The sequence below is a fragment of the Sporanaerobacter sp. genome (assembly GCF_047830725.1).
Classification (GTDB): domain Bacteria; phylum Bacillota; class Clostridia; order Tissierellales; family Sporanaerobacteraceae; genus Sporanaerobacter.
This window is the reverse complement of sequence record NZ_CP181252.1, coordinates 80,362-105,621: the sequence shown is the minus strand read 5'-3', so window position 1 is coordinate 105,621 and position 25,260 is coordinate 80,362. Positions and strand designations below refer to the sequence as shown.

25 protein-coding genes and 2 riboswitches are annotated in these 25,260 nt (G+C 30.6%); of the genes, 20 read left to right on the top strand and 5 right to left on the bottom strand.

Annotated elements, in window-relative coordinates; all coding sequences use genetic code 11:
• Positions 1-55: 55 nt before the first annotated feature.
• The 11 genes from ACFWUA_RS00570 (at position 56) to ACFWUA_RS00520 (ending at position 15,436) form a co-directional block, all read left to right on the top strand.
• On the top strand, positions 56-1,156 hold the full coding sequence (locus ACFWUA_RS00570) for a metallophosphoesterase family protein (RefSeq protein WP_416198238.1): 1,101 nt from the start codon (positions 56-58) through the stop codon (positions 1,154-1,156).
• Positions 1,153-3,885, top strand: coding sequence for an ATP-binding protein (locus ACFWUA_RS00565; RefSeq protein WP_416198237.1), 2,733 nt, complete (start codon positions 1,153-1,155; stop codon positions 3,883-3,885). Before ACFWUA_RS00570 ends, ACFWUA_RS00565 begins: the two co-directional genes overlap by 4 nt.
• Before the next feature lie 82 nt (positions 3,886-3,967).
• Positions 3,968-4,651: a metallophosphoesterase gene (locus tag ACFWUA_RS00560; RefSeq protein WP_416198236.1), complete on the top strand. Its 684-nt coding sequence runs from the start codon at positions 3,968-3,970 to the stop codon at positions 4,649-4,651.
• A 20-nt stretch (positions 4,652-4,671) separates the two neighbouring features.
• Positions 4,672-5,412, top strand: a complete 741-nt coding sequence (nagB, locus tag ACFWUA_RS00555) for a glucosamine-6-phosphate deaminase (RefSeq protein ID WP_416198235.1) — start codon at positions 4,672-4,674, stop codon at positions 5,410-5,412.
• A 19-nt stretch (positions 5,413-5,431) separates the two neighbouring features.
• Positions 5,432-5,980 carry a class IV adenylate cyclase gene (locus ACFWUA_RS00550; protein WP_416198234.1) on the top strand — a complete coding sequence of 183 codons (549 nt, stop codon included), beginning with the start codon at positions 5,432-5,434 and terminating at the stop codon, positions 5,978-5,980.
• Positions 5,981-6,062: 82 nt separating this feature from the next.
• Entirely contained in the window at positions 6,063-6,221 is a 159-nt protein-coding gene (locus ACFWUA_RS00545; RefSeq protein WP_416198233.1) for a hypothetical protein, read from the top strand.
• Positions 6,222-6,346: 125 nt separating this feature from the next.
• Positions 6,347-6,544 (top strand): hypothetical protein, encoded by a 198-nt coding sequence (locus ACFWUA_RS00540; protein ID WP_416198232.1) that lies wholly within the window; start codon positions 6,347-6,349, stop codon positions 6,542-6,544.
• Between the two features lie 111 nt (positions 6,545-6,655).
• A complete protein-coding gene (locus ACFWUA_RS00535) occupies positions 6,656-8,026 on the top strand; it encodes a L,D-transpeptidase (protein ID WP_416198231.1) in 1,371 nt (456 codons plus the stop codon).
• A gap of 121 nt (positions 8,027-8,147) precedes the next feature.
• Positions 8,148-10,508, top strand: a complete 2,361-nt coding sequence (gene ppsA, locus ACFWUA_RS00530; RefSeq protein ID WP_416198230.1) for a phosphoenolpyruvate synthase — start codon at positions 8,148-8,150, stop codon at positions 10,506-10,508.
• Positions 10,509-10,671: 163 nt separating this feature from the next.
• The gene (nifJ, locus tag ACFWUA_RS00525) at positions 10,672-14,199 is read left to right on the top strand and encodes a pyruvate:ferredoxin (flavodoxin) oxidoreductase (RefSeq protein WP_416198229.1); all 3,528 of its coding nucleotides are present in this window, start codon (positions 10,672-10,674) and stop codon (positions 14,197-14,199) included.
• 58 nt (positions 14,200-14,257) lie between these two features.
• Positions 14,258-14,443: riboswitch (cobalamin riboswitch) on the top strand.
• A 141-nt stretch (positions 14,444-14,584) separates the two neighbouring features.
• Complete coding sequence (locus ACFWUA_RS00520; RefSeq protein WP_416198228.1) at positions 14,585-15,436, top strand: YitT family protein; 852 nt, start codon at positions 14,585-14,587, stop codon at positions 15,434-15,436.
• Positions 15,437-15,489: 53 nt separating this feature from the next.
• Here ACFWUA_RS00520 and ACFWUA_RS00515 read toward each other — a convergent pair whose 3' ends face one another.
• From ACFWUA_RS00515 to ACFWUA_RS00495, 5 genes are all read right to left on the bottom strand, one after another.
• Positions 15,490-15,669 carry a CDIF630_02480 family spore surface protein gene (locus ACFWUA_RS00515; RefSeq protein WP_416198227.1) on the bottom strand — a complete coding sequence of 60 codons (180 nt, stop codon included), beginning with the start codon at positions 15,667-15,669 and terminating at the stop codon, positions 15,490-15,492.
• 55 nt (positions 15,670-15,724) lie between these two features.
• Positions 15,725-16,528: a MetQ/NlpA family ABC transporter substrate-binding protein gene (locus tag ACFWUA_RS00510; RefSeq protein ID WP_416198226.1), complete on the bottom strand. Its 804-nt coding sequence runs from the start codon at positions 16,526-16,528 to the stop codon at positions 15,725-15,727.
• Between the two features lie 12 nt (positions 16,529-16,540).
• The gene (locus tag ACFWUA_RS00505; protein ID WP_416198225.1) at positions 16,541-17,182 is read right to left on the bottom strand and encodes a methionine ABC transporter permease; all 642 of its coding nucleotides are present in this window, start codon (positions 17,180-17,182) and stop codon (positions 16,541-16,543) included.
• On the bottom strand, positions 17,183-18,187 hold the full coding sequence (locus ACFWUA_RS00500) for a methionine ABC transporter ATP-binding protein (RefSeq protein ID WP_416198224.1): 1,005 nt from the start codon (positions 18,185-18,187) through the stop codon (positions 17,183-17,185).
• A gap of 119 nt (positions 18,188-18,306) precedes the next feature.
• Positions 18,307-18,408: riboswitch (SAM riboswitch) on the bottom strand.
• 69 nt (positions 18,409-18,477) lie between these two features.
• Positions 18,478-18,744: a YkuS family protein gene (locus tag ACFWUA_RS00495; RefSeq protein ID WP_416198223.1), complete on the bottom strand. Its 267-nt coding sequence runs from the start codon at positions 18,742-18,744 to the stop codon at positions 18,478-18,480.
• A 139-nt stretch (positions 18,745-18,883) separates the two neighbouring features.
• On the opposite strand from ACFWUA_RS00495, the gene ACFWUA_RS00490 reads away from it, so the two are divergent.
• From ACFWUA_RS00490 to pyrE, 9 genes are all read left to right on the top strand, one after another.
• Positions 18,884-19,090, top strand: coding sequence for a hypothetical protein (locus tag ACFWUA_RS00490; RefSeq protein WP_416198222.1), 207 nt, complete (start codon positions 18,884-18,886; stop codon positions 19,088-19,090).
• Between the two features lie 19 nt (positions 19,091-19,109).
• A complete protein-coding gene (locus ACFWUA_RS00485) occupies positions 19,110-19,376 on the top strand; it encodes a spore coat protein (RefSeq protein ID WP_416198221.1) in 267 nt (88 codons plus the stop codon).
• Positions 19,377-19,591: 215 nt separating this feature from the next.
• Positions 19,592-20,512: an aspartate carbamoyltransferase gene (pyrB, locus tag ACFWUA_RS00480; protein ID WP_416198220.1), complete on the top strand. Its 921-nt coding sequence runs from the start codon at positions 19,592-19,594 to the stop codon at positions 20,510-20,512.
• A complete protein-coding gene (locus ACFWUA_RS00475; protein WP_416198219.1) occupies positions 20,513-20,944 on the top strand; it encodes an aspartate carbamoyltransferase regulatory subunit in 432 nt (143 codons plus the stop codon).
• 1 nt (position 20,945) lies between these two features.
• The gene (locus ACFWUA_RS00470; protein WP_416198218.1) at positions 20,946-22,148 is read left to right on the top strand and encodes a dihydroorotase; all 1,203 of its coding nucleotides are present in this window, start codon (positions 20,946-20,948) and stop codon (positions 22,146-22,148) included.
• A complete protein-coding gene (pyrF, locus tag ACFWUA_RS00465) occupies positions 22,135-23,004 on the top strand; it encodes an orotidine-5'-phosphate decarboxylase (RefSeq protein ID WP_416198217.1) in 870 nt (289 codons plus the stop codon). Before ACFWUA_RS00470 ends, pyrF begins: the two co-directional genes overlap by 14 nt.
• On the top strand, positions 22,985-23,719 hold the full coding sequence (locus tag ACFWUA_RS00460; protein ID WP_416198216.1) for a dihydroorotate dehydrogenase electron transfer subunit: 735 nt from the start codon (positions 22,985-22,987) through the stop codon (positions 23,717-23,719). The genes pyrF and ACFWUA_RS00460 overlap by 20 nt, the downstream gene beginning before the upstream one ends.
• The gene (locus ACFWUA_RS00455; RefSeq protein WP_416198215.1) at positions 23,712-24,620 is read left to right on the top strand and encodes a dihydroorotate dehydrogenase; all 909 of its coding nucleotides are present in this window, start codon (positions 23,712-23,714) and stop codon (positions 24,618-24,620) included. Before ACFWUA_RS00460 ends, ACFWUA_RS00455 begins: the two co-directional genes overlap by 8 nt.
• The gene (gene pyrE / locus ACFWUA_RS00450) at positions 24,620-25,180 is read left to right on the top strand and encodes an orotate phosphoribosyltransferase (RefSeq protein ID WP_416198214.1); all 561 of its coding nucleotides are present in this window, start codon (positions 24,620-24,622) and stop codon (positions 25,178-25,180) included. The genes ACFWUA_RS00455 and pyrE overlap by 1 nt, the downstream gene beginning before the upstream one ends.
• Positions 25,181-25,260: the final 80 nt, after the last annotated feature.

The following is a 25,260-nucleotide window of genomic DNA, read 5'->3' as shown; positions in this document are numbered from 1 at the left end:
TACTTTATGTTATACTTTTATGTATAGATTATGTAGTTTTAGGAGTGGTACTAGAATGATAAAATGTATGCATACAGGAGATTTACATTTAGGGTCTCAATTTGAAAATGCTAGTTTTGATAGTTCATATGGAAGACAAAGAAGATTAGAACTTTGGGAAACCTTTGAGAGAATAATAGATAGGGCTATAGAAAATAAAGTTGATTTTTTATTTATTGTGGGAGATTTGTATGAAGAGAAATATTTTAATGTTGGAGATATAAAAAGAGTTAGAGATATTTTAAAGAAAGCAGTTGATATAAATATTATAATTTCAACAGGAAATCACGATCCATTAAGAAAGGATAGTTTATATAATACTATAGATTGGCCGGAAAATGTATATATATTCCAATCCGAAGGCATTTCTTCTATAGAGTTTAAGAAATATAATACTGTTATATGGGGATATAGTTGGGATAAAAAGGAGGAGAAAAAAGATATTTTTGAAGATTTGTTTATAGAGGATACTAGCAAGATAAATATATTAGCAATTCATGGAGATGTTTTGAATAAGTTTTCTTCTTATTTACCAATTGACAAGAATAAGCTTAAATCAAAAGGTTTTGATTATATTGCATTGGGTCATATACATAAGCCTCAATTTATAAGTAACAATATAAGCTATTGTGGAAGTCCAGAACCTTTGGATTTTGGGGAAGCTGGTGTTCATGGAATAGTTGAAGGTACTATCGAAAAGGGAAATGTTTGTATGAGCTTTTTTCCGATTTCAAAGAGAAGTTTTATCATTAAAGAAATAAATATAAGTGAGACAATGACTCAAAAAGATATACTTAGTAAAATCATGAATCTTGACAATGCATTTATGAGAGAAAACAATTTATATAGAATTTTTTTAAATGGGGTTAGAGATAGGGATATAAATATAGATATGGATGATTTGAAAGAAATGTTAAGGAATGAATATTATTATGTTGAAATTATCGACAACACAATACCTGATTATGATTTGGGGAAATTGCTTATACAAAATAAAAACAATATTATTGGAATGTTTATTGAAGAGATGAAAAAAAATGATTTAGAAAATGAAATTGTAAAAGCTGCTCTTTATGCTGGTTTAGAAGTTCTTTTAGATGAAAAGGTGATGAAATGAAAATTTATGAGTTAAATCTTATATCTTTTGGAAAATTCAAAGATAAAAAAATAATTTTAAATGATGGGTTAAATATTATTTATGGTGAAAATGAAGGTGGAAAGACTACTATCCACAAATTTATTGAGGGAATGTTTTTTGGATTTTTCAAACCCTATTCAAAGAGAAAAATATATACTGATGACTATGAAAGATTTTTTCCCTGGAAATACAATGAGTATTGTGGTGTTTTGAAATTTGAATACAAAGGGGAAATATATAGGATTGAGAGAAATTTTGTGAAAGGTTTTGATGACGTAAAAATATATGATGACAAAACTGGAGAAGATATAACTGACTTATTTGAGTATGATCCAGTATTGAGATTGCATTGTCCTAATTCTAGACTGTTGGGTCTTAATAGTATTGTGTATAACAATACAGTAAGTATCAAGCAGCTAGGCTCTAAAACCGATGAAGGACTATCTAAAGAAGTAAAAGACAGTTTAATAAATATTGGTGGCAGTTTAGATGAAGATATTTCAGTGAAAAATGCAATAGAAAAATTAAATAAAGAAATAGATGCTATAGGTACTGCTAGTCAAAGAAAATCTTCACCTTATGGGAAAACTGTAGAAGAATTAAATGCTTTAATGGATGAAAAAAAAGAGGCTTTACGGTATATAAGGCAGATAGAAGAAGAAAAAAAATGTTTCAATGAAATGAATAAAGAAATGATAAGGCTTGAGCAAAACAGAGAAATGCTTAAAAAGCAATTAGAAGCAATAGAAATTAAAGAAATAAGAGAAAAATATGAAGAGGCTATAAAGCTTAGCAATGTAATAGAAAATTTAAAAAGAGAAATAGAAGCTTTAAAGGAATGTGAAAGGTTAGATTTAAGTGATTATAGCAAATTGATTACTTTGGAAAAGGAAAAGGATGGTATAGTAAAGAATATCAATGAGTGCAGAGATGAATTAAAAACAATAGATGAAAATATAAAGAATTTATCTAATGATATGAATAAACTTGAAAAGTTTAGGGATATAGATGATGATGAGTTTGATGATGTTGTAGAAGATTGTAAAATGTTGTACAATATGAAGGATAAATTAGAAGAAATAGATACCAAAATAAATGAGATAAATAGAGATAGTGAGAAAGATAATGAAAATATAAGAGACTTAGTAGATGATGTATATATTTATGAAGAAATAGAGGACAAGCGAAATGCTATTTTGTATAAAACAGAATATACCAATACAATGTTTTTAAAAACACGATTAGATGAGAAATCAAAAGAATTAAAGAAGAAAAATCTTTTGATAATTGTACTATCATTTCTTATGGCTAGTTGTATATTTTGGGGTTTTAAAAATAAGTTGTTTTTCATTGTATCTATACCATTTTTAGCTTTTAATATATATACTATTCATTCAAAAGGTGAAATTAAGAATTATATACAAAAATTAAATGAACAAATAGAGGATAGTGAGGACAAAGAAGAAAAAAGGAATCAACAGTTAAAATCTTTAGAAAAAGATATGGAGAAAATTTTAAATAAGTACAATTGTTCAAATAAAATAGAATTAAAGAGATTGTTAAATATAAATTATGAAAATAGTATAAAGTATAAAAGTATAAATGAATCATTTGAGAAATTAAGTATGGAAAGAAGCAAATTAATTGAAGATATTGAAAAATTAAAGGGAAAATTGATTGATTATGAATTTCTGCTTAAAAGTAGATTTGATTTTACATTGGAAGATTTAAATATACTTCAAAAAGAGTATTTTGAATATATAAAGCTTAAAAATATAAAGGATAAATCATTGGAAGAAAAAAAGCATTTAGACGATAAATTAAATGATTTTAATATTGAAATAAACAAGATTTCTAAAGAAATAGGAGAAATTTTTGCAAGAAATTCTTTATCTAATATAGAAGAGTTTAAACAGGGCTTAAAAGATAAAGAGAGATATGAGACACTTAAAATTAATTTGGAAAATAAGAAATTATTGTTGAACAATATTTTGGGAAGTAGAAATCTAGAATATTTGAAAAGCAAGGCTTCAGAAATCTATGATGAAATTTATGAAGATATAAATGTTTTAGAAAAAGAAAAATTGGTTTATGAATTGGAAAAGATAGAAGAAAATATAAACAGTATGAGGTTTAATATTGCAAAAGCAGAAGAAAGAGTGGAAAATTTAATATTGAATTTTAGACCTTTAGTTGAGATAGAAGAAGATATAGAGATATTGGAAAAAAGGAAAAATGAATATGAAAAGAGACTGGAATCTTTAAAGCTTGCAAGAGATACTATTGAAAAAATATCTAAAAATATACAGAGAGATTTTGCTCCCATATTAAATAGACAAGTGAGTGAGATCATTGAAAATGTAACAGCTGGAAGATATGGTGAGGTAAAAATAGATGAAAATTTAAATATTTCTATAGTTGAGCCAGATATTAATACTATTGTGGATATAGATAAATTGAGTGGTGGTACTATAGATCAACTTTATTTTGCAATTAGATTTGGCATAGCTAATCTTGTCATAGAAGAAGGGACTCCTTTGATACTAGATGATTGCTTTGTTCAGTATGATATAAAAAGGTTAGAAAATATTTTGAGTTTTTTGGAAAATGAATCTAAAAATAGACAGATAATAATGTTTACTTGTCATACTAGAGAAAGTGAATTGTTGAGTAAGCACAATGCGAAATTTAATTATATAAAGCTTTAAGTTAAAGTGCTGGTTCAATCAATAGAAACTGTAAAAATGGCCATTTGTAAGTTAAAGTTTAACATTAACTGAGGTGAAAATTATGATATTTGGTATAGGTGATTTACATCTAGACTATTCTCAGCAAAAGCCCATGGATGTATTTGGTGAGAAATGGATAAATCATGAAGAAAAGATATTTAACAATTGGAAATTAAAAGTAGAGGATGAAGACTTAGTTCTTATACCTGGGGATATATCTTGGGCTTTGAAATTGGATGAGGCTTATTATGATTTAAAACGTATTGATGAATTGCCAGGCAAAAAAATCATAACTAAGGGCAATCATGATTATTGGTGGGAAAGTAAAAAAAAGATGAATAGTTTTAATTTTAATTCTATATTTTTCATTCAAAATGATAGTTATATCTATAAAAATGTAGCAGTAGCTGGATGTAGAGGTTGGATAGCCAAAGATAGTGAGGGCTTTTCATCTCATGATGAAAAAATGTACAATAGGGAATTGGGGAGATTAGAAAATTCTTTAAATTCAATTAAAAAAAGTACTGAAAAAAAAATCGTTATGATTCATTATCCACCATTCAATGAAGATGCTTCACCCAATGAGTTTATATATTTAATGAAAGAAAACGCAGTTGATATCTGCATTTATGGACACTTGCACTCTGAAGGCCTTAAATATGTCGTTGAAGGAAACATTGAAGGAATACAATTTATTTGTGTGTCAAGTGATTATATAAATTTTTCACCTAAAGAATTATTATAATATGTGGGAGGCTTGAAATTATGAAAATTATTATTGAAAAAGATTATGAGAGTTTGAGTACTACAGCTGCTAATATCATAAAAGAGGAGATTGAGAAAAAAGAAGATCTTTTATTGGGATTAGCGACAGGGAGCACACCTATAGGTACTTATAAGGAACTTATAAGGCTTCACAAAGAAGAAGGATTAGATTTTTCTAAAGTAGTTACATTTAATTTAGATGAGTATTTAAATATTCCATATACCAATCCAAACAGCTATCATTATTTTATGGAAGAAAACTTGTTCAAACACATAAATATTCCTAAAGATAATATTCATATTCCAGATGGGAATGCAGAGGATGTAGAAAAGTTTTGCAGAGAATATGATAAAAAAATAGAAGATTGTGGTGGAATAGATTTACAAATATTAGGCATAGGAGAAAATGGTCATATTGCTTTCAATGAACCTGATGATGAACTTTATTTAGGAACTCATATTACTGGTCTTACTGAATCTACTATAAAGGCAAATTCAAGATTTTTTGATTCTATTGATGAAGTTCCAAAGGAGGCTATAACTATGGGAATTGGAAGTATAATGAAGTCGAAAAAAATACTTCTTTTGGCCAATGGAGAAAAGAAAGCTCCTGTAATTTGTGAATTGCTAAAGCAAGAGAAAGTTTCCACGAGAATACCAGCTTCTCTTTTATTATTACATCCTGATGTAGTTGTAATTTTAGATGAATTAGCTGCTAAGAACTATCTTAAAGAGATATAAAGGTAGGTGAAAGTCCAGTATGGATAGGGAATTGGAAGTTAAGGTACTCAATATTGTGAAAGATGAAATTGAAAAGAAATTATCTAATGTTGGTGCATCTTTAATAAAAAGAGAAAAACAAATAAATTATCTCTTAGATTCAAAGGATAACAGCATACAACATAAAAATAATAGCTATTTGAGATTGAGAGAGACAAAAGACTTGGATACAAATCAAACAAAGTATACTCTTACTCTAAAAGAAAATGTTTCTAAAGATGGAATTAGAGAAAATGTAGAAATTAGTAGTGATATAGAAGATAAAAAAGCAATATTATATATAATGGAAGTATTAGGTTATGATGTGATTCAGAAAGGTTTTAAAGAGAGAATTTCATATATTTATGATGGAATAAGATTTGATATAGATACTTGGGATGAAAATACTTATCCATATACTTATATGGAAATAGAAGTTGAAGAACAAGATGATTTAACAAAGGCTATAAAATTGTTAGATATAGATGAAAAAAATATATCAACTAAATCTATAGTAGAGTTGAGAAAAGACCTAGGTTTAACTACCTAGGTCTTTTCATAAATAAATTGTAACGAAATGAAGCTGCCGGAATAATATGTATTAAGTATTTTATTGATAAGGAGGATTGGTTATGTTACAGGATATATTCAAAAGTGGCAACGAGAGTATGCTACTACTTTTTTTCTTACTATTCATATTGTTATGGGGTGATTCAGGGAAAATGTTAGGTGGCTCAAATGATATGCTATTGATTTTATTGCTAATATTTTTCTTGTTTTCAGGATTTTAGTATTATATGTGGCTGCACAGTAGATTTTCTACTGTGTTTTTTACTTTAAAAAGCAAATAAAAAGTAACTTTTAAAGTACATATTACATAAAATAAATTGAGTGTAAAAAAGGAGGTTGTTTATTTATGACAGAAGATTTAAATATTTCAAGTCCACAAAAAAGAGGATTATTTGACATTTTTGGAGGCGGAGGCAATGAAAATTTACTATTCTTCTTTTTACTTTTAGTAGTTTTTTTTGGTAATTGTGGATATGGAGATAGAGCTGATGATTCTTTACTATTTTTCTTTCTCTTGTTGGTAGTTTTATTTTGCTATTGTTAAGAAAATCCCGTTTACAAACGGGATTTTTTTATGCATTTAATAGACTTTTATATGGAATACTATTTATTAACTGAGATAATTATTTTTAAGAATGAAAGGAGAAAAATTTATATGAAAAAAACGATTATAGCTTTTATATTGATAGGCGCTATTTTGCTTTCATCTTGTAGCTATAAAACACCCAAGAAAGCAGATATTGGTAAATCTCAATTAGAAAATAGCATAAATGGAGAAAAAGATGAAAGAGAATTGGAATCAGACATTAGTTATATAAGTATAAGCGAAGATAATAAACTTACATTGAAAGCCCAAAATGGTGAAAGTATTGATTATCTTTTGAGAAATAAAAAATATTTACAAGACAATAAATCACTTGCCAATTTTTCTTTGGGAGCTGGGAATTTAAGTAAAACATTTCATACGGTGGTTCCAGAAAAGTTTAATGTAGACATAAGATATAATAAATATTTAATGCCTTATGATTATTATTTGTTTACAGTTGATAATGTAGATGTATATAATAAGCCGTCTTATAATGGCAATGTTTTAGGGAAAGCCAAAATATATGATAAAGTAAAACTATTAAATGAAGTGAATGGTGATAAAATTAAAAACATGAATTCAAACAAGTGGTTTGGAATTAGCTGGTATGATAAGAATGGGAATTTGATTAGTGGATTTGTTCCAAATGGCACAGGCTCGATTAGAACTTTTAATTTTGAAAATATGTATACATCTATAATAGATCTTGAAAAAAAATTGAAAGCTAGTAGTTATGGTTATATATCTAATTACAAAGATGAAAATGGTTCTCCACCTCTAATGAATGGAAAGGCATTAGATGAATATGGTATGCAAGCTTATCAAAGTGCCCCTGCTTATACAAATTTAAATGATATGACTAAATTTAGATATTTTCCTGATGGAATGTTGGTTTCTATATTAGGAGAAGTTAAAGGCTATTTTAAAGTTAAAAGTACAGAGTATGACGGAGAATATTGGATACCTAAAAAATATATTTTTTTTGATGACAACTTAGATACATTTGCCAAGGCTATTGTTGTAGATACTACCAATCAGAATGAGGCAGTATTTGAAAAAAGAGGAGATAAATGGACTCTTATATCATATACATTGGCTACTACTGGAGTCAAAGACAAGGTCAGATATGAGACACCTATAGGAAAGTTTAAGGTTATGGAAAAAAAAGAACGATTTTATTATTTGGATGAGAACTTAAAGGAGATTACTGGATATGCTCCTTATGGTATCAGATTTTCTCAAGGGGCCTATGTACATGGAATACCTGTAGAATTTGTAGTGAAAAATGGAGAAAAAACAGATCCAGGAATTAAAGAATATCTATTTACTATCGGAACTGTTCCTAGATCACATAAATGTGTTAGAAATTACACAAGTCATGCTCAGTTTTTATTTAATTGGGCAGATCCAAATGATACAGCAGTTATAGTCATTAAATAATAGACTAAAAAGCTTTACAAAATTGTAAAGCTTTTTTTTAGAAAAAAATAATAAATAGTATAGCACATTTAAAAATATATGATATAATATATATATAATTATTGCGTAGGAGGTATACTTTATGAGTAAATACAAGTATATAAGATGGTTCAATGAAATAGACAAAAATGATATACCTGTTGTAGGAGGAAAAGGAGCAAATTTAGGAGAAATGACGCAAAAAGGGGTAAATGTACCACCTGGATTTTGCGTGACAGCTGGGGCTTATAGAGATTTTATCAAGTTATCTAATTTGCAAGATAAGATAAAAGAAAAGATTGCAAGTTTTGATGTGGAAGATTCTGATGAATTGCAAGTTAAATCTAAGGAAATAAGAGATTTGATCGATGAATGTCAGATACCAGATGTTATAGCAAATGAAATAAAGGAAGCATATATTGAATTTAGTAAAAATGTTGGTTTGGAAAATCCTTTTGTAGCAATTAGAAGTTCAGCAACAGCTGAAGATTTGCCAGAAGCTTCTTTTGCTGGACAACAAGATACTTATCTTCATATAAGTGGGATAGAAGAAGTGTTAAATTTCACAAGAAAATGTTGGGCTTCCCTTTGGACAGGAAGAGCTATTTATTATAGACAAGAACAAGGATTTGATCATTTCGAAGTTTCACTTAGTGTTGTAGTTCAAAAGATGGTAAATAGTGAAAAATCCGGAGTTATGTTTACGGCAAACCCTGTAAATAACAATAGAAATGAAATGATGATAAATGCAAGCTGGGGATTAGGAGAAGCAATAGTATCGGGAACAGTTTCTCCAGATGAATATATATTTGACAAGGCAAATAGAAAAATTTCAGAAAAACATATTTCAGAAAAAGTTACTATGATAGTTAAAAAGAAAGATGGGGTTGGAACAGTAGAAGTAAATGTAGGCGATTACTTAGGATTTGATAAAATAAACAAACAATGTTTGAGTGATGAAGAAATATATGAATTAGCAGATTATGGAATGAAGATAGAAAATATTTATGGAAAACATCAAGATATTGAATGGGCTTTTGATGAAGATACAAATGAATTATATATTTTACAAGCAAGACCTATAACTACTTTGAAAGAGAAGGAGGAAGCAAAAGCTATGGATGAAAAAGCTGAGTTGAAGACATTGGTTAGAGGATTACCTGCTTCTCCAGGTATAGCTAGTGGAAAAGTAAAGAATATACTTGATATAAGTGAGATCGCAAGAGTAGAAGATGGGGACATTTTAGTGACAGTTATGACAAACCCAGATATGGTTCCAGCTATGAGAAGAGCTAGTGCAGTTGTTACTGATGAAGGTGGAAGAACTTGTCACGCTGCTATTGTTTCAAGAGAACTTGGGATACCTTGTATAGTAGGAGCTAAAACTGCAAGTGAAAATTTAAAAGAAGGTATGGAAGTTACTGTAGATGCTACAAGAGGAGTAGTTTATGAAGGGAAAGTATTCCAGGAAGAAAAGAGTGAAGAAAAAGGTGAAGTTACTGTTTCGAGTGCAGCTATAAGTGAAGATTTTATACATCAATTAGCTCCAATTACTGCGACAAAGATATATATGAATCTTGGAGAACCATCCATAATAGGAAGATACAAGAACTTACCTTTTGATGGAATAGGTCTTATGAGAACTGAATTTATATTTACAAATATGATTGGAGCTCATCCAATGTATTTAGTGAAAACTGGTCAAGGACAGTTGATGATAGATAAAATGGCAGAAGGAATTATGACTGTAGCACAGGAAATATATCCAAAGCCTATAGTTGTAAGGCTTAGCGATTTTAGAACTAATGAATTTAGAGGATTAAAGGGCGGAGATGAAGTAGAACCAATTGAAAATAATCCTATGATTGGATGGAGAGGTGTATCTAGATATATATCGCCTGATTATGAAGAAGGATTTAGACTTGAATGTAGGGCTCTTAAAAAAGTAAGAGAAGAATATGGGCTTACAAATGTATGGGCTATGCTTCCTTTTGTAAGGACTACATGGGAACTTGTGAAAGTTAAAAATATCATGGCAGAAGAAGGATTAGTTCAAGATAATAGCTTTAAATTATGGATAATGGCAGAAGTGCCATCAGTAGTGTTTGAAGCTGAAGAATTTGCACAACTTGTTGATGGATTCAGTATTGGTTCAAATGACTTGACTCAGCTAGTTATGGGAGCTGATAGAGATTCAGGTATTCTAAACAATATGGGATATTTTGATGAGAGAAATGAAGCAGTTAAAAGAGCAATTTCAATACTTATAAAAGCTGCTCATAAATATGGAAAGACTATTTCAATTTGTGGGCAAGGACCATCTCAATATCCTGAATTTGCAGAGTTTTTAGTTCAAGAAGGAATAGATAGTATGAGTGTGAATCCAGATACAGTAGCATATACAAGAAGATTAGTTGCTACTGTAGAGCAGAGAATTATACTCAACAAAATAAGAGGATTATAATAATATAAATAATTATTATATGATAAATATACCATAGACCCCTAACAAATATACCCTTTGCACAATGCGAAGGGTATATTTTATGTATAAATTTAGTATATGTATGAAATAAGCAAAAAGTAAAATAATAAAGGTATAATAAGAAAACATTGGAGGTTTTAGCATGAGAAAAACAAAAACTATGGATGGAAATGAAGCAGCAGCTTATATTTCCTATGCTTTCACAGAAGTTGCAGCTATATATCCTATAACACCGTCATCTCCTATGGCGGAATTGGTGGATTTGTGGTCAAGTCAAGGACGAAAAAATTTATTTGGGCAAAAAGTAAAGGTAGTAGAGATGCAATCAGAAGCTGGAGCAGCAGGAACACTTCACGGTTCTCTTCAAGGTGGAGCATTGACTACTACCTATACTGCTTCTCAAGGACTTTTGCTTATGATACCCAATATGTATAAGATTGCAGGGGAACTTTTGCCAGGAGTATTTCATGTTAGTGCAAGAGCTATTGCTACTCATGCCCTTTCTATTTTTGGAGATCATCAAGATGTTATGGCTACAAGACAAACTGGTTTTGCACTTCTTTCGTCAAGTAGTGTTCAAGAGGTTATGGATTTGGCTGGAGTAGCTCATTTAAGTGCTATAAAAGGTAGAGTACCTTTTTTACATTTTTTTGATGGATTTAGAACAAGTCATGAAATTCAAAAAGTAGAAGTCATAGAGTATGAGGAACTTGAAAAACTTTTAGACTATGAGGCTGTAGAAGATTTCAGAAATAGATCTTTAAATCCAGAAAGGCCTGTTGTTAGAGGGACTGCTCAAAATCCAGATATATATTTTCAAGGTAGGGAGGTTTCAAATCCATATTATGAAAAGGTACCAGAAATTGTTGAAAAGTATATGAATCAGATAAACGAGATTACTGGAAGAGACTATAAACTTTTCAACTACTATGGTCATCCTGAGGCGGAGAGAATAATAGTTGCTATGGGCTCTGTATGTGAAACTATAGAGGAAACTATAGATTATTTAATGAATAAAGGGGAAAAAGTAGGATTAGTAAAAGTTCATCTTTATAGACCATTTTCTATAGAACATTTTTTCAAAATACTGCCTAGAACAGTTAAAAAAATTGCTGTATTAGATAGGACAAAAGAACCTGGTTCTATTGGGGAGCCACTTTATTTAGATGTGAGAAGTTCTTTTTATGAATCTGAAATGAGTCCTATAATTGTAGGAGGAAGATATGGATTGGGCTCAAAAGATACAGTTCCTGCTCATATCATATCAGTATATGAAAATTTAAAAATGGATAAACCAAAAGATAGATTTACTATAGGGATATATGATGATGTATCAAATACTTCTCTTGAAGTAAAAGAATTTGTAGATACGTCCAAAGAAGGTACTATAAGATGTAAATTTTGGGGACTTGGTTCTGATGGGACTGTAGGAGCAAATAAAATGGCTATAAAAATAATAGGAGACAATACTTCTTTATATGCTCAAGGATATTTTTCATATGATAGCAAGAAGTCTGGAGGAACCACTGTATCTCATTTGAGATTTGGGGAAAATCCTATAAAATCTGCTTATTTAGTTTATGAATCGGATTTTGTTTCTTGCCACAACAAGACTTACATATATAATTATGATTTGTTAAAAGGATTGAAAAGAAGGGGAACATTCGTTTTAAATTGTCCTTGGAAGGTTGAAGAATTAAATCAAAAACTTCCCAATCATATAAAAAGGTATATAAAAGAAAATGATATCAATTTTTATATAATAGATGCAGAAGATATAGCTCAGGAAATTGGATTAGGTTCAAGAATTAATATGATTATGCAAGCTGCCTTTTTTAAATTGGCTAATGTGATTCCTGTAGAAGATGCAGTTAAATATTTAAGAGAATTTATCCAAAAGACTTATGGCAAAAAAGGAAATATTGTAGTGGAAATGAACAATAAGTCTGTTGATAGAGGAATAAATGAACTAGTTAAAGTTGATATTGAGAAATATTTAAGTTTTTCAGAAGAAAGTGAAGTAAGAGATGAAAGAAAAGAAGAACCAAAATTTGTGAAAGATATACAAAGACCTATGGCTAAAATGGAAGGGGATAGTCTTCCAGTTAGTGCCTTTAAGAAAATGGAAGATGGGACTTTTCCATTAGGTACTACCGCGTATGAAAAAAGAGGTATAGCAGTTCTTATACCTCAATGGCAAAGAGATAAATGTATTCAGTGCAATCAATGTAGTTTTATATGCCCTCATGCAGTGATAAGGCCATTTTTATTAAATGAAGAAGAAAAAAGAAATGCCCCTGATACATTTGAGACTAAAAGTGCAGTAGGAAAAGGATTGGAAGGATTAGAATACAGAATACAGATAAGTCCCCTTGATTGTACGGGTTGTGGGAATTGTGCTGATATATGTCCAGCACCTGGGAAGGCTTTGGTCATGGTGAAGGCAGAAAAAGAAATAGAAAGACAAAACGATAATTGGGAATATGCAGTTAATAATATAAAATATAAAGATAATTTAATGAGTAAAACAATATTGAAGGGAAGTCAATTTGCAAAACCTCTATTAGAGTTTCATGGAGCTTGTGCTGGCTGCGGAGAAACAGCTTATTTAAAACTTGTCACTCAACTATATGGAGATAGAATGATGATAGCTAATGCAACAGGATGTTCTTCTATTTGGGGAGCTAGTGCACCATCTATACCTTATACTGTGAATTGGGAGGGAAAAGGGCCTAGCTGGGCAAATTCTCTATTTGAAGACAATGCGGAATTTGGTCTTGGAATGTATGTAGCTGTAAAACAGATTAGAGAAAGATTAAAGGATTTAATGAAAGAAGCTATTGATGAAAATATAGATACTGATTTAAATCCTCTCTTTAGTGCATGGATAGAAAATATGGAGGATGGAGAAAAATCAGAAAAAATATCTAGGGAACTGGTAGATAAAATAAAAAATTCATCTCAAAAAAATCACAAAATCATGAAGGAAATTTTAAGTAAAAAGGATTTTCTAATCAAAAAATCTCAATGGATAGTAGGGGGAGATGGCTGGGCTTATGACATAGGTTATGGAGGATTAGACCATGTATTGGCACTAGGTGAAGATGTAAATATATTGGTATTTGATACGGAGGTATATTCAAATACTGGAGGGCAAGCTTCTAAATCAACTCCAACAGCTGCAGCGGCTAAATTTGCGGCAGCAGGTAAGAGGACTAAAAAGAAAGATTTAGGAAGAATGGCAATTAACTATGGATATATTTATGTTGCTCAAGTATCTATGGGAGCAAATATGAATCAGGCCTTGAAGGCTATAGTGGAGGCAGAAAGCTACAGGGGACCATCCTTGATAATTTGCTATGCACCTTGTGTAAACCATGGTATAAAGGCAGGAATGGGCAGAACTGTAAATGAAGAAAAAAAGGCTGTTGATTCTGGTTATTGGCATCTTTATAGATATGATCCAAGGCTAGTAGCAGAAGGGAAAAACCCATTTATATTAGATTCAAAAGAGCCTAAGGAATCTTTTAAAGATTTCATAATGGGTGAAGTAAGATATTCTCAAATTGAGCATACTTTTCCTGAGCTTGCAGAAGAGCTTTATGAAAAAGCAGAATTAGATGCAAAAGAAAGATATGAAATCTATAGAAAATTTGATGAAAACAAGTAGCATATAGAACTGCTATTGACTTAAACTATATTTATCTATATACTTAGATTGAAATAAAATTGAATATGTAGATGAAGGTATAGAGAATAATTTCTCTGTTTAAAAGGGAAATAGGTGAAAATCCTATACGGTCCCGCCGCTGTAATGGTGAAGAATTTAAAATACATGCCACTGAGACAATTGGGAAGGCTTTAAATTCTAATGAACCAAAGTCAGAAGACCTGCCTTTATTTATGCACCAAAAACTCTACGGTCGATAGGGGGTGTTTAGAGGGAATTTTTAAAAGAGAAATAGGTGAATTGTGCCTATAGTTAGTTCTTTATATATTTGTGTCTCCTAAACCCATTGAGTTTAGGGGACTTTTATATTATTGGAGGTGGGAAAGTGTCAAAAAAAATAAAAGATTACATTATTATAACTATTGGAATGTTTATGGTAGCAGCTGGATTATATTTTTTTCTAATGCCAGGAAATTTAGCTATAGGTGGTGCCAATGGATTGGCAATTGTTTTAAATCATGTATTTCCATTTTTATCAATAGGGGTTTTTATGATCATTATAAATATAGTATTATTTATAGTTGCTTTTTTGGTTATTGGGACAAGCTTTGGTGTCAAAACTATTTATGCAAGTTTAGGTACTTCTTTTTTAGTACTATTGTTTGAAAAAATAATACCTATACATGCTCCTTTAGTAGAAGATATTATACTTCAACTTTCTTTTGGTATATTTATATCTGCTATTGGTATGGGAATAGTATTCAATCGAAATGCTTCTACTGGAGGTACGGATATTATAGCAAAAATATTGAATAAGTTTTGGGGAATAGATTTAGGAAAAGCAGTACTACTTTCTGATTTTGCTATAACTATAGGAGCGGGTTTTGCATTTGGGCCTGAATTGGGAATGTATTCTTTACTTGGAGTTATAGTAAATGGTCTTGTGATAGATTCGACTATTGAAGGAATAAACTTATCTAAACAGGTAAGCATAGTTAGTGAGCGTAGTGAAGAGATAAAAAAGTATATAATTAAAGATTTGGAAAGAGGAGCAACACTATATTATGCTGAGGGAGCATATACAGGAAATAAAAAACAAGTCCTCGTAACTGTTGTTGATAGAAAAGATTTTATTAGATTGAAAAATTATATAAATGATATAGATAAAAATGCTTTTATAACTGTAAGCAATGTATATGAAGTACTAGGTGATGGCTTTAAAAATATTGGAGATTAAAAAAGATATAGATGTAAATTTCAATGAAAAATAGGAGTGGAAATTTCTCACCCCTATTTTTCATTTTCATCCACCCATTCTTTAGCTCTTATGACTCCTGTTAAGGTTGGAATAGGAACTCTTGATTGGGGTTTTAGTCCTTTTATATCATAATATGCAGCAGTTTTTTGATTTTCTATAGGGATAGACATATTTCTTTCCTTAAAATTATTTATTCTTATATTTTTTTTCAAGTTATCCCTCCTCATACATAGTATTTGCAAATTTTAAAAAATAATGCTTAACTTTTTAAAATGCAGGAATAACTCCACCATCATACTTTTCTTCAATAAATTTTTTAACTTTTTCGCTTTGAAGAATTTTCAATAGTTTTTGAAATCTTTCTTCATTTTCTTCACCACTTCTCACAGCTATAATATTTGCATAAGGAGAGTCTTTATCTTCTAGAATCAAGGCATCTTTTGTAGGAACAAGTCCAGCTTCTATTGCAAAATTTCCATTTATAACTGCTCCATCGACATCTCTTAGTATTCTTGGAAGACCGGCTGCTTCGAGAGGTTGAAAAGATAAATTTTTAGGATTTTCTATTATATCTTTTTCAGTAGCTGAAAGTCCAGCTCCATCTTTCAATTTTATAAGTCCATGTTTTTCAAGAAGAATAAGTGCTCTTCCGCCATTTGTAGGATCATTTGGTATAGCTATGGTGCTATTATCTTTCAGTTCCTCTATGGAACTATATTTAGATGAATATAGTCCCAATGGTTCTACATGAATTTTTCCAAGGGATATAATATTAATATTTTGTTCGCTAGCAAATTCATTCATATATGGTTCATGTTGAAAGAAGTTGGCATCAATTTCACCTTCTGCAAGAGATAAATTTGGTTTTACATAATCAGTGAATTCAATTATTTCTAAATTTATTCCTTCTTTCTTTAAATCATCTTGAATATATTCTATTATTTCGCCATGAGGTACAGGTGATACACCTATTTTAATGGTATTTTCACTAGATTCTTTTTTTTCACAAGCTGTAAAAATAGAAGTACATAAAACCAAAATTAATAGTGACAATAAAATATTTTTTTTCACAAGAATTCCTCCTTATTTTTTATTTATAGAAACAGCTATTTTATTTCCAATTAGCTGTATTCCTTGAACTAAAACAATGATTATAGTTACAGAGACTATCATGATATCAGTTTGAAATCTATATAATCCATATCTTATAGCCAAATCTCCCAGTCCACCGCCTCCAATAGCTCCTGCCATGGCAGAATAACCAATCAAATTGATAATAGTCAAAGTGATTCCCATAACTAATGAAGGCATGGATTCGGGTATAAGTACTTTAAAAACTATTTGTGGAATAGTAGCACCCATTGAAAGACTGGCTTCAACAACTCCTCTATCTACTTCTTTTAAAGCACTTTCAATGATTCTAGCCACAAAAGGTGCTGCTGCGATAGATAATGGTACAATAGTTGCTTTAGTGCCAATGGTACTTCCAACAATTAGTCGAGATAGTGGGAATAAAAGTATCATCAAAATGATAAAAGGAAAAGATCTTAAAACATTGATTATTCCACTTAGTGTTTGGTTGAGCATTGACTTTTCCCATATGCCGCCTTTTTCAGTTATGACTAACAGTATTCCCAATGGAAGACCTATAATTAGTGAAAATATTGTAGAGAAAAAGACCATATAAAGTGTTTCTAATAATGCTGGAACTATCAATTCTGACAATTAAATCACCTCCAATCGAATATTTTCTTTAGTGAGCCATTGAATAGCTCTATCAATTTCTTCATCTTTTCCCAATAGTTCAACTGTTAGATTTCCTATACTAGTGGTCATGAGTTCGTTTATATTTCCTGAAAGAATATTTACATCTATATCGAAATTTTTTATCATATTGGATACTATGGGTTTTTTTGAATTTTCTCCCAGAAAGCCAAGTCTTACAAGTTTACTTTCTGGTTTTTTTTCATATTTTATTTCTTCTTCTATATTTGTTTTTAAATTAGATACGAATTCAGAGGCGGTTTTTGTCTTTGGATTTGCAAATACTTCCTCTACAGTATCTAATTCAATGATTTCTCCATTTTCAATGATTGCAACTCTATCACATATATCTTTTATGACTTCCATTTGATGAGTGATAAGTACAATGGTTAAGCCAAATTCTTTGCGAATTCTATTTAATAGTTGAAGAATAGATTTAGTAGTCTTTGGATCTAGTGCAGATGTACCTTCATCACTTAAGAGCAATTTTGGATTGTTTGCCAGTGCTCTTGCAATAGCAACCCTCTGTTTTTGACCTCCACTTAATTGAGAAGGATAAGAAAGTTTTTTGTCTTCAAGATCTACATATCTTAAAAGAGTTTTTACTCTTTCGTTTATTTCTTTTTTGTTTTTACCTTCAAGTTCCAGAGGAAAGGCAATATTTTCATAGACATTTTTAGATGATAAAAGATTGAAATGTTGAAATATCATTCCTATTTCACTTCTAATGTTTCTTAAATCTTTTTTATTTAGATTAGTTATTTCAGTATCATCAATAAAGATTTTTCCTTCAGTGGGTTCTTCAAGTCTATTTAGACATCTTATGAGAGTAGACTTGCCTGCTCCACTCAATCCAATTATGCCGAAGATTTCCCCACTATTGATTTCGAGATTGATATTTTTTAGTGCATATACTTCTTCATTGTTGTTTTTGTATACTTTTGATAAATTTTCTACACGTATCAACACAGTTCACCCCTTTAAATAATTAACTTATTAAATCACACTATATACAAAAAACCTCTTTCAAGAGGTTTTTCAAATAAAAAAAACCTCTTCAAGAAGAAAGAGGCTATATAAATCCTCTCTCATCTCTCGGTATAAATACCGCAGGAATTAGCACCTTGTACAGATGTACAGGCTGCTGGGTTTCATCGGGCCAGTCCCTCCACCACTCTAGATAAGAGTTTCCTATTAAATTCTTACAAACTTTATGTTTCATTGTATTACATGAAAAATGTTTTGTCAATGTTTTTTTATTTATATCTAGATTCTAACAAATTATATATTTCTTCTGGAGTTCTGCCTTTAGCTTCTAAAATAGGAACTGGAGGATTGTCATAAGAGGCATCAGTAGTGCTTAAAACGTCTAATCCAGATACAATTATTGCTTTATAATCTGGAGATTTTATATTGTTTATATTTTCGTTTTTATATAATGTGTAAACATCATATCCGCTGTCTTTCAAAAAATTTATATAAGGAGTAAGTGTATTTTCAACTACAACCTTTTTTTCATTCATATAATCACCTCCATTCATTTTTATTATTTCCACTTTTGAATCTATTATTTAGTTCCTTTTTTCCATGAATAAATGTCAATTCAAAAAGACAAAATATAAAAGAGTTGAAAAATAAAAAACATGAGAAAGGAGCTTTTCTATGACACTTAAAAATACTGTGAACTTAGGAAATATAAATCAATCAGAATTGCAATCTTTAAGAGAAATAATTGGTTGTCACCAAACTATGGCTACAAAACTTGATTTTTATTCAAATCAATGTCAAGATCAACAAATTAAACAGTTATTTAAACAGTCAAGTCAGGATGCTCAAACTACCGCAACAAATTTAACAAATTCATTATAATTTAAGAGGAGGGAATGGTATGCAAGAAAAAGATATGGTAAGTGATGTTTTAGCTGGTACTAAAGCTAGTATAGATAGCTATACAAAGGCCATAACTGAATGTGCTAATCAACAGTTGAGAGGTACATTGCAACAACTTCGAAATGAAGCAGAACAATTTCAATATCAATTATTTCAAATAGCAGAACAAAAAGGATATTATACCCCTGCGCCAACAGCTGATCAAAAAACAATTCAACAGGTTAAAAGTGGACTTACTGGTGGTACAACACCAACAATGAGATAGATAGTTTAAATGGGCACTCAATATTGGGTGCCCATTTAAAAAAATATTGACAAATACATAAATTTGTGATAGATTTATAAAAAATAATAGTACCTTTAAACTGATCCAGTGAGGTCAGAAAGGAAAGCGCAGAATAGTCATGCCTTCCTTTAAATGGAAGGTTTTTTTGTGCCCTTTCCTTTTAAAATAAGGTTAAAGAAAGAGGAGGGAACAATATGTTAAAAGGCAGACATTTAATTGAACCAGAAGATTTTACAAAAGAAGAATTAGATGAAATATTTACATTAGCTAATAGTATAATTGAAAATCAAAATATGTATTTGCATTCTTGTGATGGAAAATTGTTAGCAACTCTTTTTTATGAACCAAGTACTAGAACGAGATTTAGTTTTGAATCTGCAATGTTAAGACTTGGAGGCAATGTAGTTGGCTTCTCAGAGCCAGGTTCAAGTTCAGTGATGAAAGGTGAAAGCATTGCAGATACCATAAGAACTGTTGGTTCTTATACAGATATAATAGCTATGAGACACCCCAAAGAAGGAGCTCCCAAATTAGCTTCTATGTATTCTCCTGTTCCTATCATAAATGCAGGAGATGGAGGGCATCAACATCCAACTCAAACTTTGACAGATCTTTTAACTATTCAAAATATTAAAGGAAATTTTTCAAATCTAACTATAGGACTATGTGGTGATTTAAAATTTGGAAGAACAGTTCATTCTCTTATAAAAGCACTTTCAAGATATGAAAACAATTCATTTATTCTCATTTCTCCTCAGGAGCTTAGAATTCCACCTTATATAAAAAATGTATTAGACGATAAGAATATAAAATATATAGAAGTTGAAAAATTGGAAGATGTTATAGGTGATTTAGACATACTATATATGACAAGAGTACAAAAAGAAAGATTTTTCAACGAAGCTGATTATATAAGACTAAAAGATAGCTATATTTTAGATTCTGAAAAAATGAAGTTGGCAAAAGAAGATTTGACTGTATTGCATCCATTGCCAAGAGTAAATGAAATTAGCTATGAAGTAGATAATGATCCTAGGGCTTGTTATTTTAGACAAGTTAAATTTGGTATGTATGTGAGAATGGCTCTTATATTAAAATTGTTGGGGGTGGAATAAATGTTAAATATCGACAGTATCGCTAACGGAATAGTTATAGATCATATAAAGGTAGGATATGGATTTAAAATATTTAATTATCTAGGTCTTGATAAAGCTGACTACAGAGTAGCCCTTATCATGAATGTACCTAGCAAAAAATATGGGAAAAAAGATTTAATTAAAATAGAAAATGTAATGGATTTAGATTTGACTATGTTGGGATTTATAGATCCAAATATAACTATAGCTATAATAGAAGATGAAAAAATAAAAGAAAAAATACATTTATCTTTACCTAAAAAAATAGAAAATGTTATCGAGTGCAAAAATCCTAGATGTGTGACTTCTATAGAAAGAAATATAGTTCATAAATTTGTGCTAGTAGATGAAGAAAAAGGAATATATAAATGTGAATACTGTGACCACAATTATGATGGTTGGGAGGGCTAAAATGGAACTTCTGATGAAAGGTTGCAGACTAATTGATTGGGATAAAGATTTTTATGGAGATATTTATATTTTAAATGGAAAAATAGAAGACTTTGGCTCAAATTTGAATTATGATTGCAATACTATAAACTATGAAGGATTGGCAGTACTGCCATCCTTCATAGATATGCATGTTCACTTTAGAGACCCAGGATATACATATAAAGAAGATATCTATACTGGAAGTCTTGCAGCACTAAAAGGTGGATATACATTTGTCAATCTTATGGCAAACACGAATCCTATTTGTAGCACTATGGATGTGGTAAATTATGTACTAGATAAATCTAAAGAATTGGATTTGATAGATGTTCATCAAACTGTTTCTATAACAAGAAATTTTGATGGAGTGTCATTAGACCACATAGATAAATTGGAGAAATGTGTAAAGTTTTTATCTGATGATGGAAAAGGAGTTCAAAAAGAAGATATTATGTATAATGCACTAAAAAAAGCAGGGGAAAAAGGCTTAATTCTAATTGCTCATGAAGAAGATGAAAGTGTAGTGAATATAGATAGTAGACAATCTGAAAACAATATGACTTTTAGAGATATAGAACTTGTGAGAAAGACAAAATCAAGGCTTCATTTTGCTCATGTGAGTACGAAAGAAGCTATGATGGGAATAATTTCTGCAAAAAAAGAGGAACTGCCTATTACTTGTGAGGTGACTCCACATCATATAGCACTTTATGACAATGATTATAAGGTCAATCCTCCTATAAGGTCAATAGAAGATGTGGATTCGCTAATTAGTGGCATAAAGGAAGGTTTTGTCGATGTCATCGCTACAGATCATGCACCTCATAGTTATGAAGATAAATTAAAGGGAGCTTGCGGAATATCAGGTTTAGAGACTGCTTTTTCTGTATGCTATACTACATTGGTTAAGAATGGACATATTTCTATAAAAAAATTGTCTGAACTCATGAGTAAAAATCCAGGAGAAATTGTAGGAGTAAATAAAGGGAAAATTGAAAAGGGATATGACGGGGATTTAGTTTTGGTAGATTTAGAAAAAGAAGTAGAAGTAGATGAAAATACATTTGTATCTAAAGGTAAAAATACTCCTTTCCACAAAAGAAAATACTATGGAGAAATATTAGCTACTATTAAGAATGGTCAAGTAAAATACAATGGAGGGATAAATTTTGATAATAGATAGATTGTATGAGGAAGTAAGAAAAAAAGGAAACGTATGTGTAGGATTAGATACTTGTTTAGATTATGTACCTGACAATATGATGGATAGAAATGTTTCAGTAGAAGATATATTATTTCAATTTAACAAAAGAGTCATAGATGCAACTATTGATATTGTCCCATGCTATAAAGTGCAGATTGCATTTTATGAAGCTTATGGATTAAAGGGGATGAGCGCCTATAAGAAAACCCTTAAATATATAAGGGACAATGGTTCTATAGTCATAGCAGATATAAAAAGAGGAGATATTTCTTCTACGGCACAGATGTATGCAAAAGCTCATTTTGAGGGAGATTTTGAGAGTGATATCATTACTTTAAATCCTTATATGGGTTTTGATAGTATCATACCTTATCTTGACTATGTTGAAAAGAAAGATAAGGGACTTTTTATACTTTTAAGAACTTCTAATGATGGTGCTAAAGATATTCAATATTTAAATGTAAATGGCAATGAAAAACTATATAATCATGTTGGAGATAAACTTAAAGAAATTGCTTTAAAATATATGGGTAGATGTGGATATAGCTCTATAGGAGCAGTAGTAGGTGGAACTCATTTAGAAGAAGCAGAAGAGATAAGAAATAGACTTGACAATATGTTTTTCTTGATACCAGGATATGGTGCTCAAGGAGGAAAGGGTTCTGATGTGGCTCATTATCTAAAGAATGGAAATGGTGGAGTCGTGAATTCTTCTAGAGGAATAATCACAGCTTATAAGAAATATGAAGATGGAATAGAAAAGTTTGATGAATATATTAGAAAAGCTGTATTGAATATGAAGGAGGACATTTCAAGTGGATCCAAAGTACTGTAGTGGAGTTGTTTTTTCAAATACTCAAGTCTATGAAAATATATATGAGATGAAAGTAGGAGAAAATTTTAAAGGCCAACCAGGACAATTTTATATGTTGAGAGCTTGGAATAGAGAACCATTTTTATCAAGACCAATAAGTATATCTAATATTGAAAATGGAACTATAATTTTTTTATATGAGATAAAAGGAAAGGGTACAGAACTTTTTTCAAAGCTTAGAAGTGGAGATTCCATAGAACTTTTAGGGCCTTTGGGAACAGGTTTTCCACTAGGTATTGAAGGAAATGTAGGAATTGTAGCAGGAGGTATAGGGATAGCACCTATGGTATATTTATGCCACAAACTTTCTACTAAAGTGGATTTTTATGCAGGGTTTCGTGAAAAATCATTTTATATGGACAAAATAGAAAAGAATGTAGAGAATATATATATATCTACTGATAGTGGACTTGAAGGGCACAGTGGATTTATCACTGAAATTTTTCAGCCTGAGAAATATTCTTCCGTATATACCTGTGGACCATTGCCTATGATGAGAATTGTTTTAGATATGTGTAGAAAGGCGAATGTATCTGCGTATATATCAATGGAAAGACGAATGGCTTGTGGCATAGGAGCCTGTTTAGGTTGTAGCATTTTGACTACATCAGGAATGAGAAAAGTGTGTAAGGATGGTCCAGTATTCAAAGGAGAGGAGATTGTTTTCAATGACTAGTGTTGAAATTTGTGGAGTAGAATTTAAGAACCCTGTTATTGCAGCTTCTGGAACCTTTGGATTTGGGAGAGAATATGAAAAGTTTTATTCACTATCAAAATTAGGGGGTATATGTACAAAAGGGATTACTTTACATGAAAGACATGGAAATAGTGGAACTAGAATACATGAAACTACAGGAGGCCTATTAAACAGTATAGGTTTAGAAAATCCAGGAGTTGATGTATTTATAGAAGAAGAATTGCCTCATATGGAAAAATATGATACTGTGATTATAGCTAATGTAGGTGGAAGTACTATAGAAGAATACATAATGGCAGTAGAAAAACTAAATAAAACAAATATACCAATGTTTGAACTTAATATATCTTGTCCCAATGTAAAGCAAGGTGGAATGGCCTTTGGCATAAAATCAGATGTAGCTTTTAAAGTAGTGAGTGAAGTAAAGAAAGTATCTAAAAAACCTCTTGTTGTGAAACTTTCCCCAAATGCAGAAAATATAGTTGATATGGCTTATAGATGTTGTGAAGCTGGTGCAGATGGGCTTTCTCTTGTGAATACATTTAGTGGTATGGCCATAGATATTTATGGGAAAAAACCTGTATTTGAAAATACTATAGCTGGTTTATCGGGACCATGTATAAAACCCATTGCTTTAAGGATGGTCTATGAAGTATGTAGTGCTGTTGATATTCCGGTTATAGGAATAGGTGGTATCATGGACTATAAAGATGCAATAGAATTTATAATGTCTGGGGCATATGGGGTACAAATAGGCAGTGGAAATTTTGTTAAACCTGATATATGTTTGGACATTATTAGCGGAATAGAGAAATTTATGAAAGATGAAGGAATAAAATCTCTTAAAGAAATAAGAGGTATTATAAGGAGGAAAAGTTAATGTTTATAAATCTTTTGAAAGAAACAGGAGCACTTCTTGAGGGACATTTTTTGCTCTCATCTGGGAAACATAGCAATAGATATGTTCAATGTGCAAAACTTCTGCAGTATCCAGACAAAGCAGAAGAAGCTATAAAACCAATAGCAGAAAAGGTAAAAGAAATAGATTTTGATATAGTTGTAGGGCCTGCTATGGGTGGAATAGTTGTAGGATATGAATTAGGAAGACAAACTGGAAAACCTTCTATATTTACAGAAAGAGTAGATGGAAAAATGACTTTGAGAAGAGGTTTCCAAATAGAGAAAGGACAAAAAGTTCTTATAGCAGAAGATGTAGTTACGACAGGTAAGTCTTCTTTTGAAACTGTAGAAGTTATAAATAGTTTAGGAGGAGAAGTAGTAGGAATAGCATGTTTAGTTGATAGAAGTACAGGGGACATAGGACTTCCACTATATAGTGGCGTGAGACTAGAAATAGAAACTTATGATGAAGAAAATTGTCCGCTGTGCAAAGCTAATATACCTTATGAAAAACCAGGTAGTAGAAATATGAAAATATAAGTACTCAATATTGAGTACTTATATTTTTTTGATAATTAATCATACTAAAGATAAATAGGGTTAATTGTCAAGAGGATGAT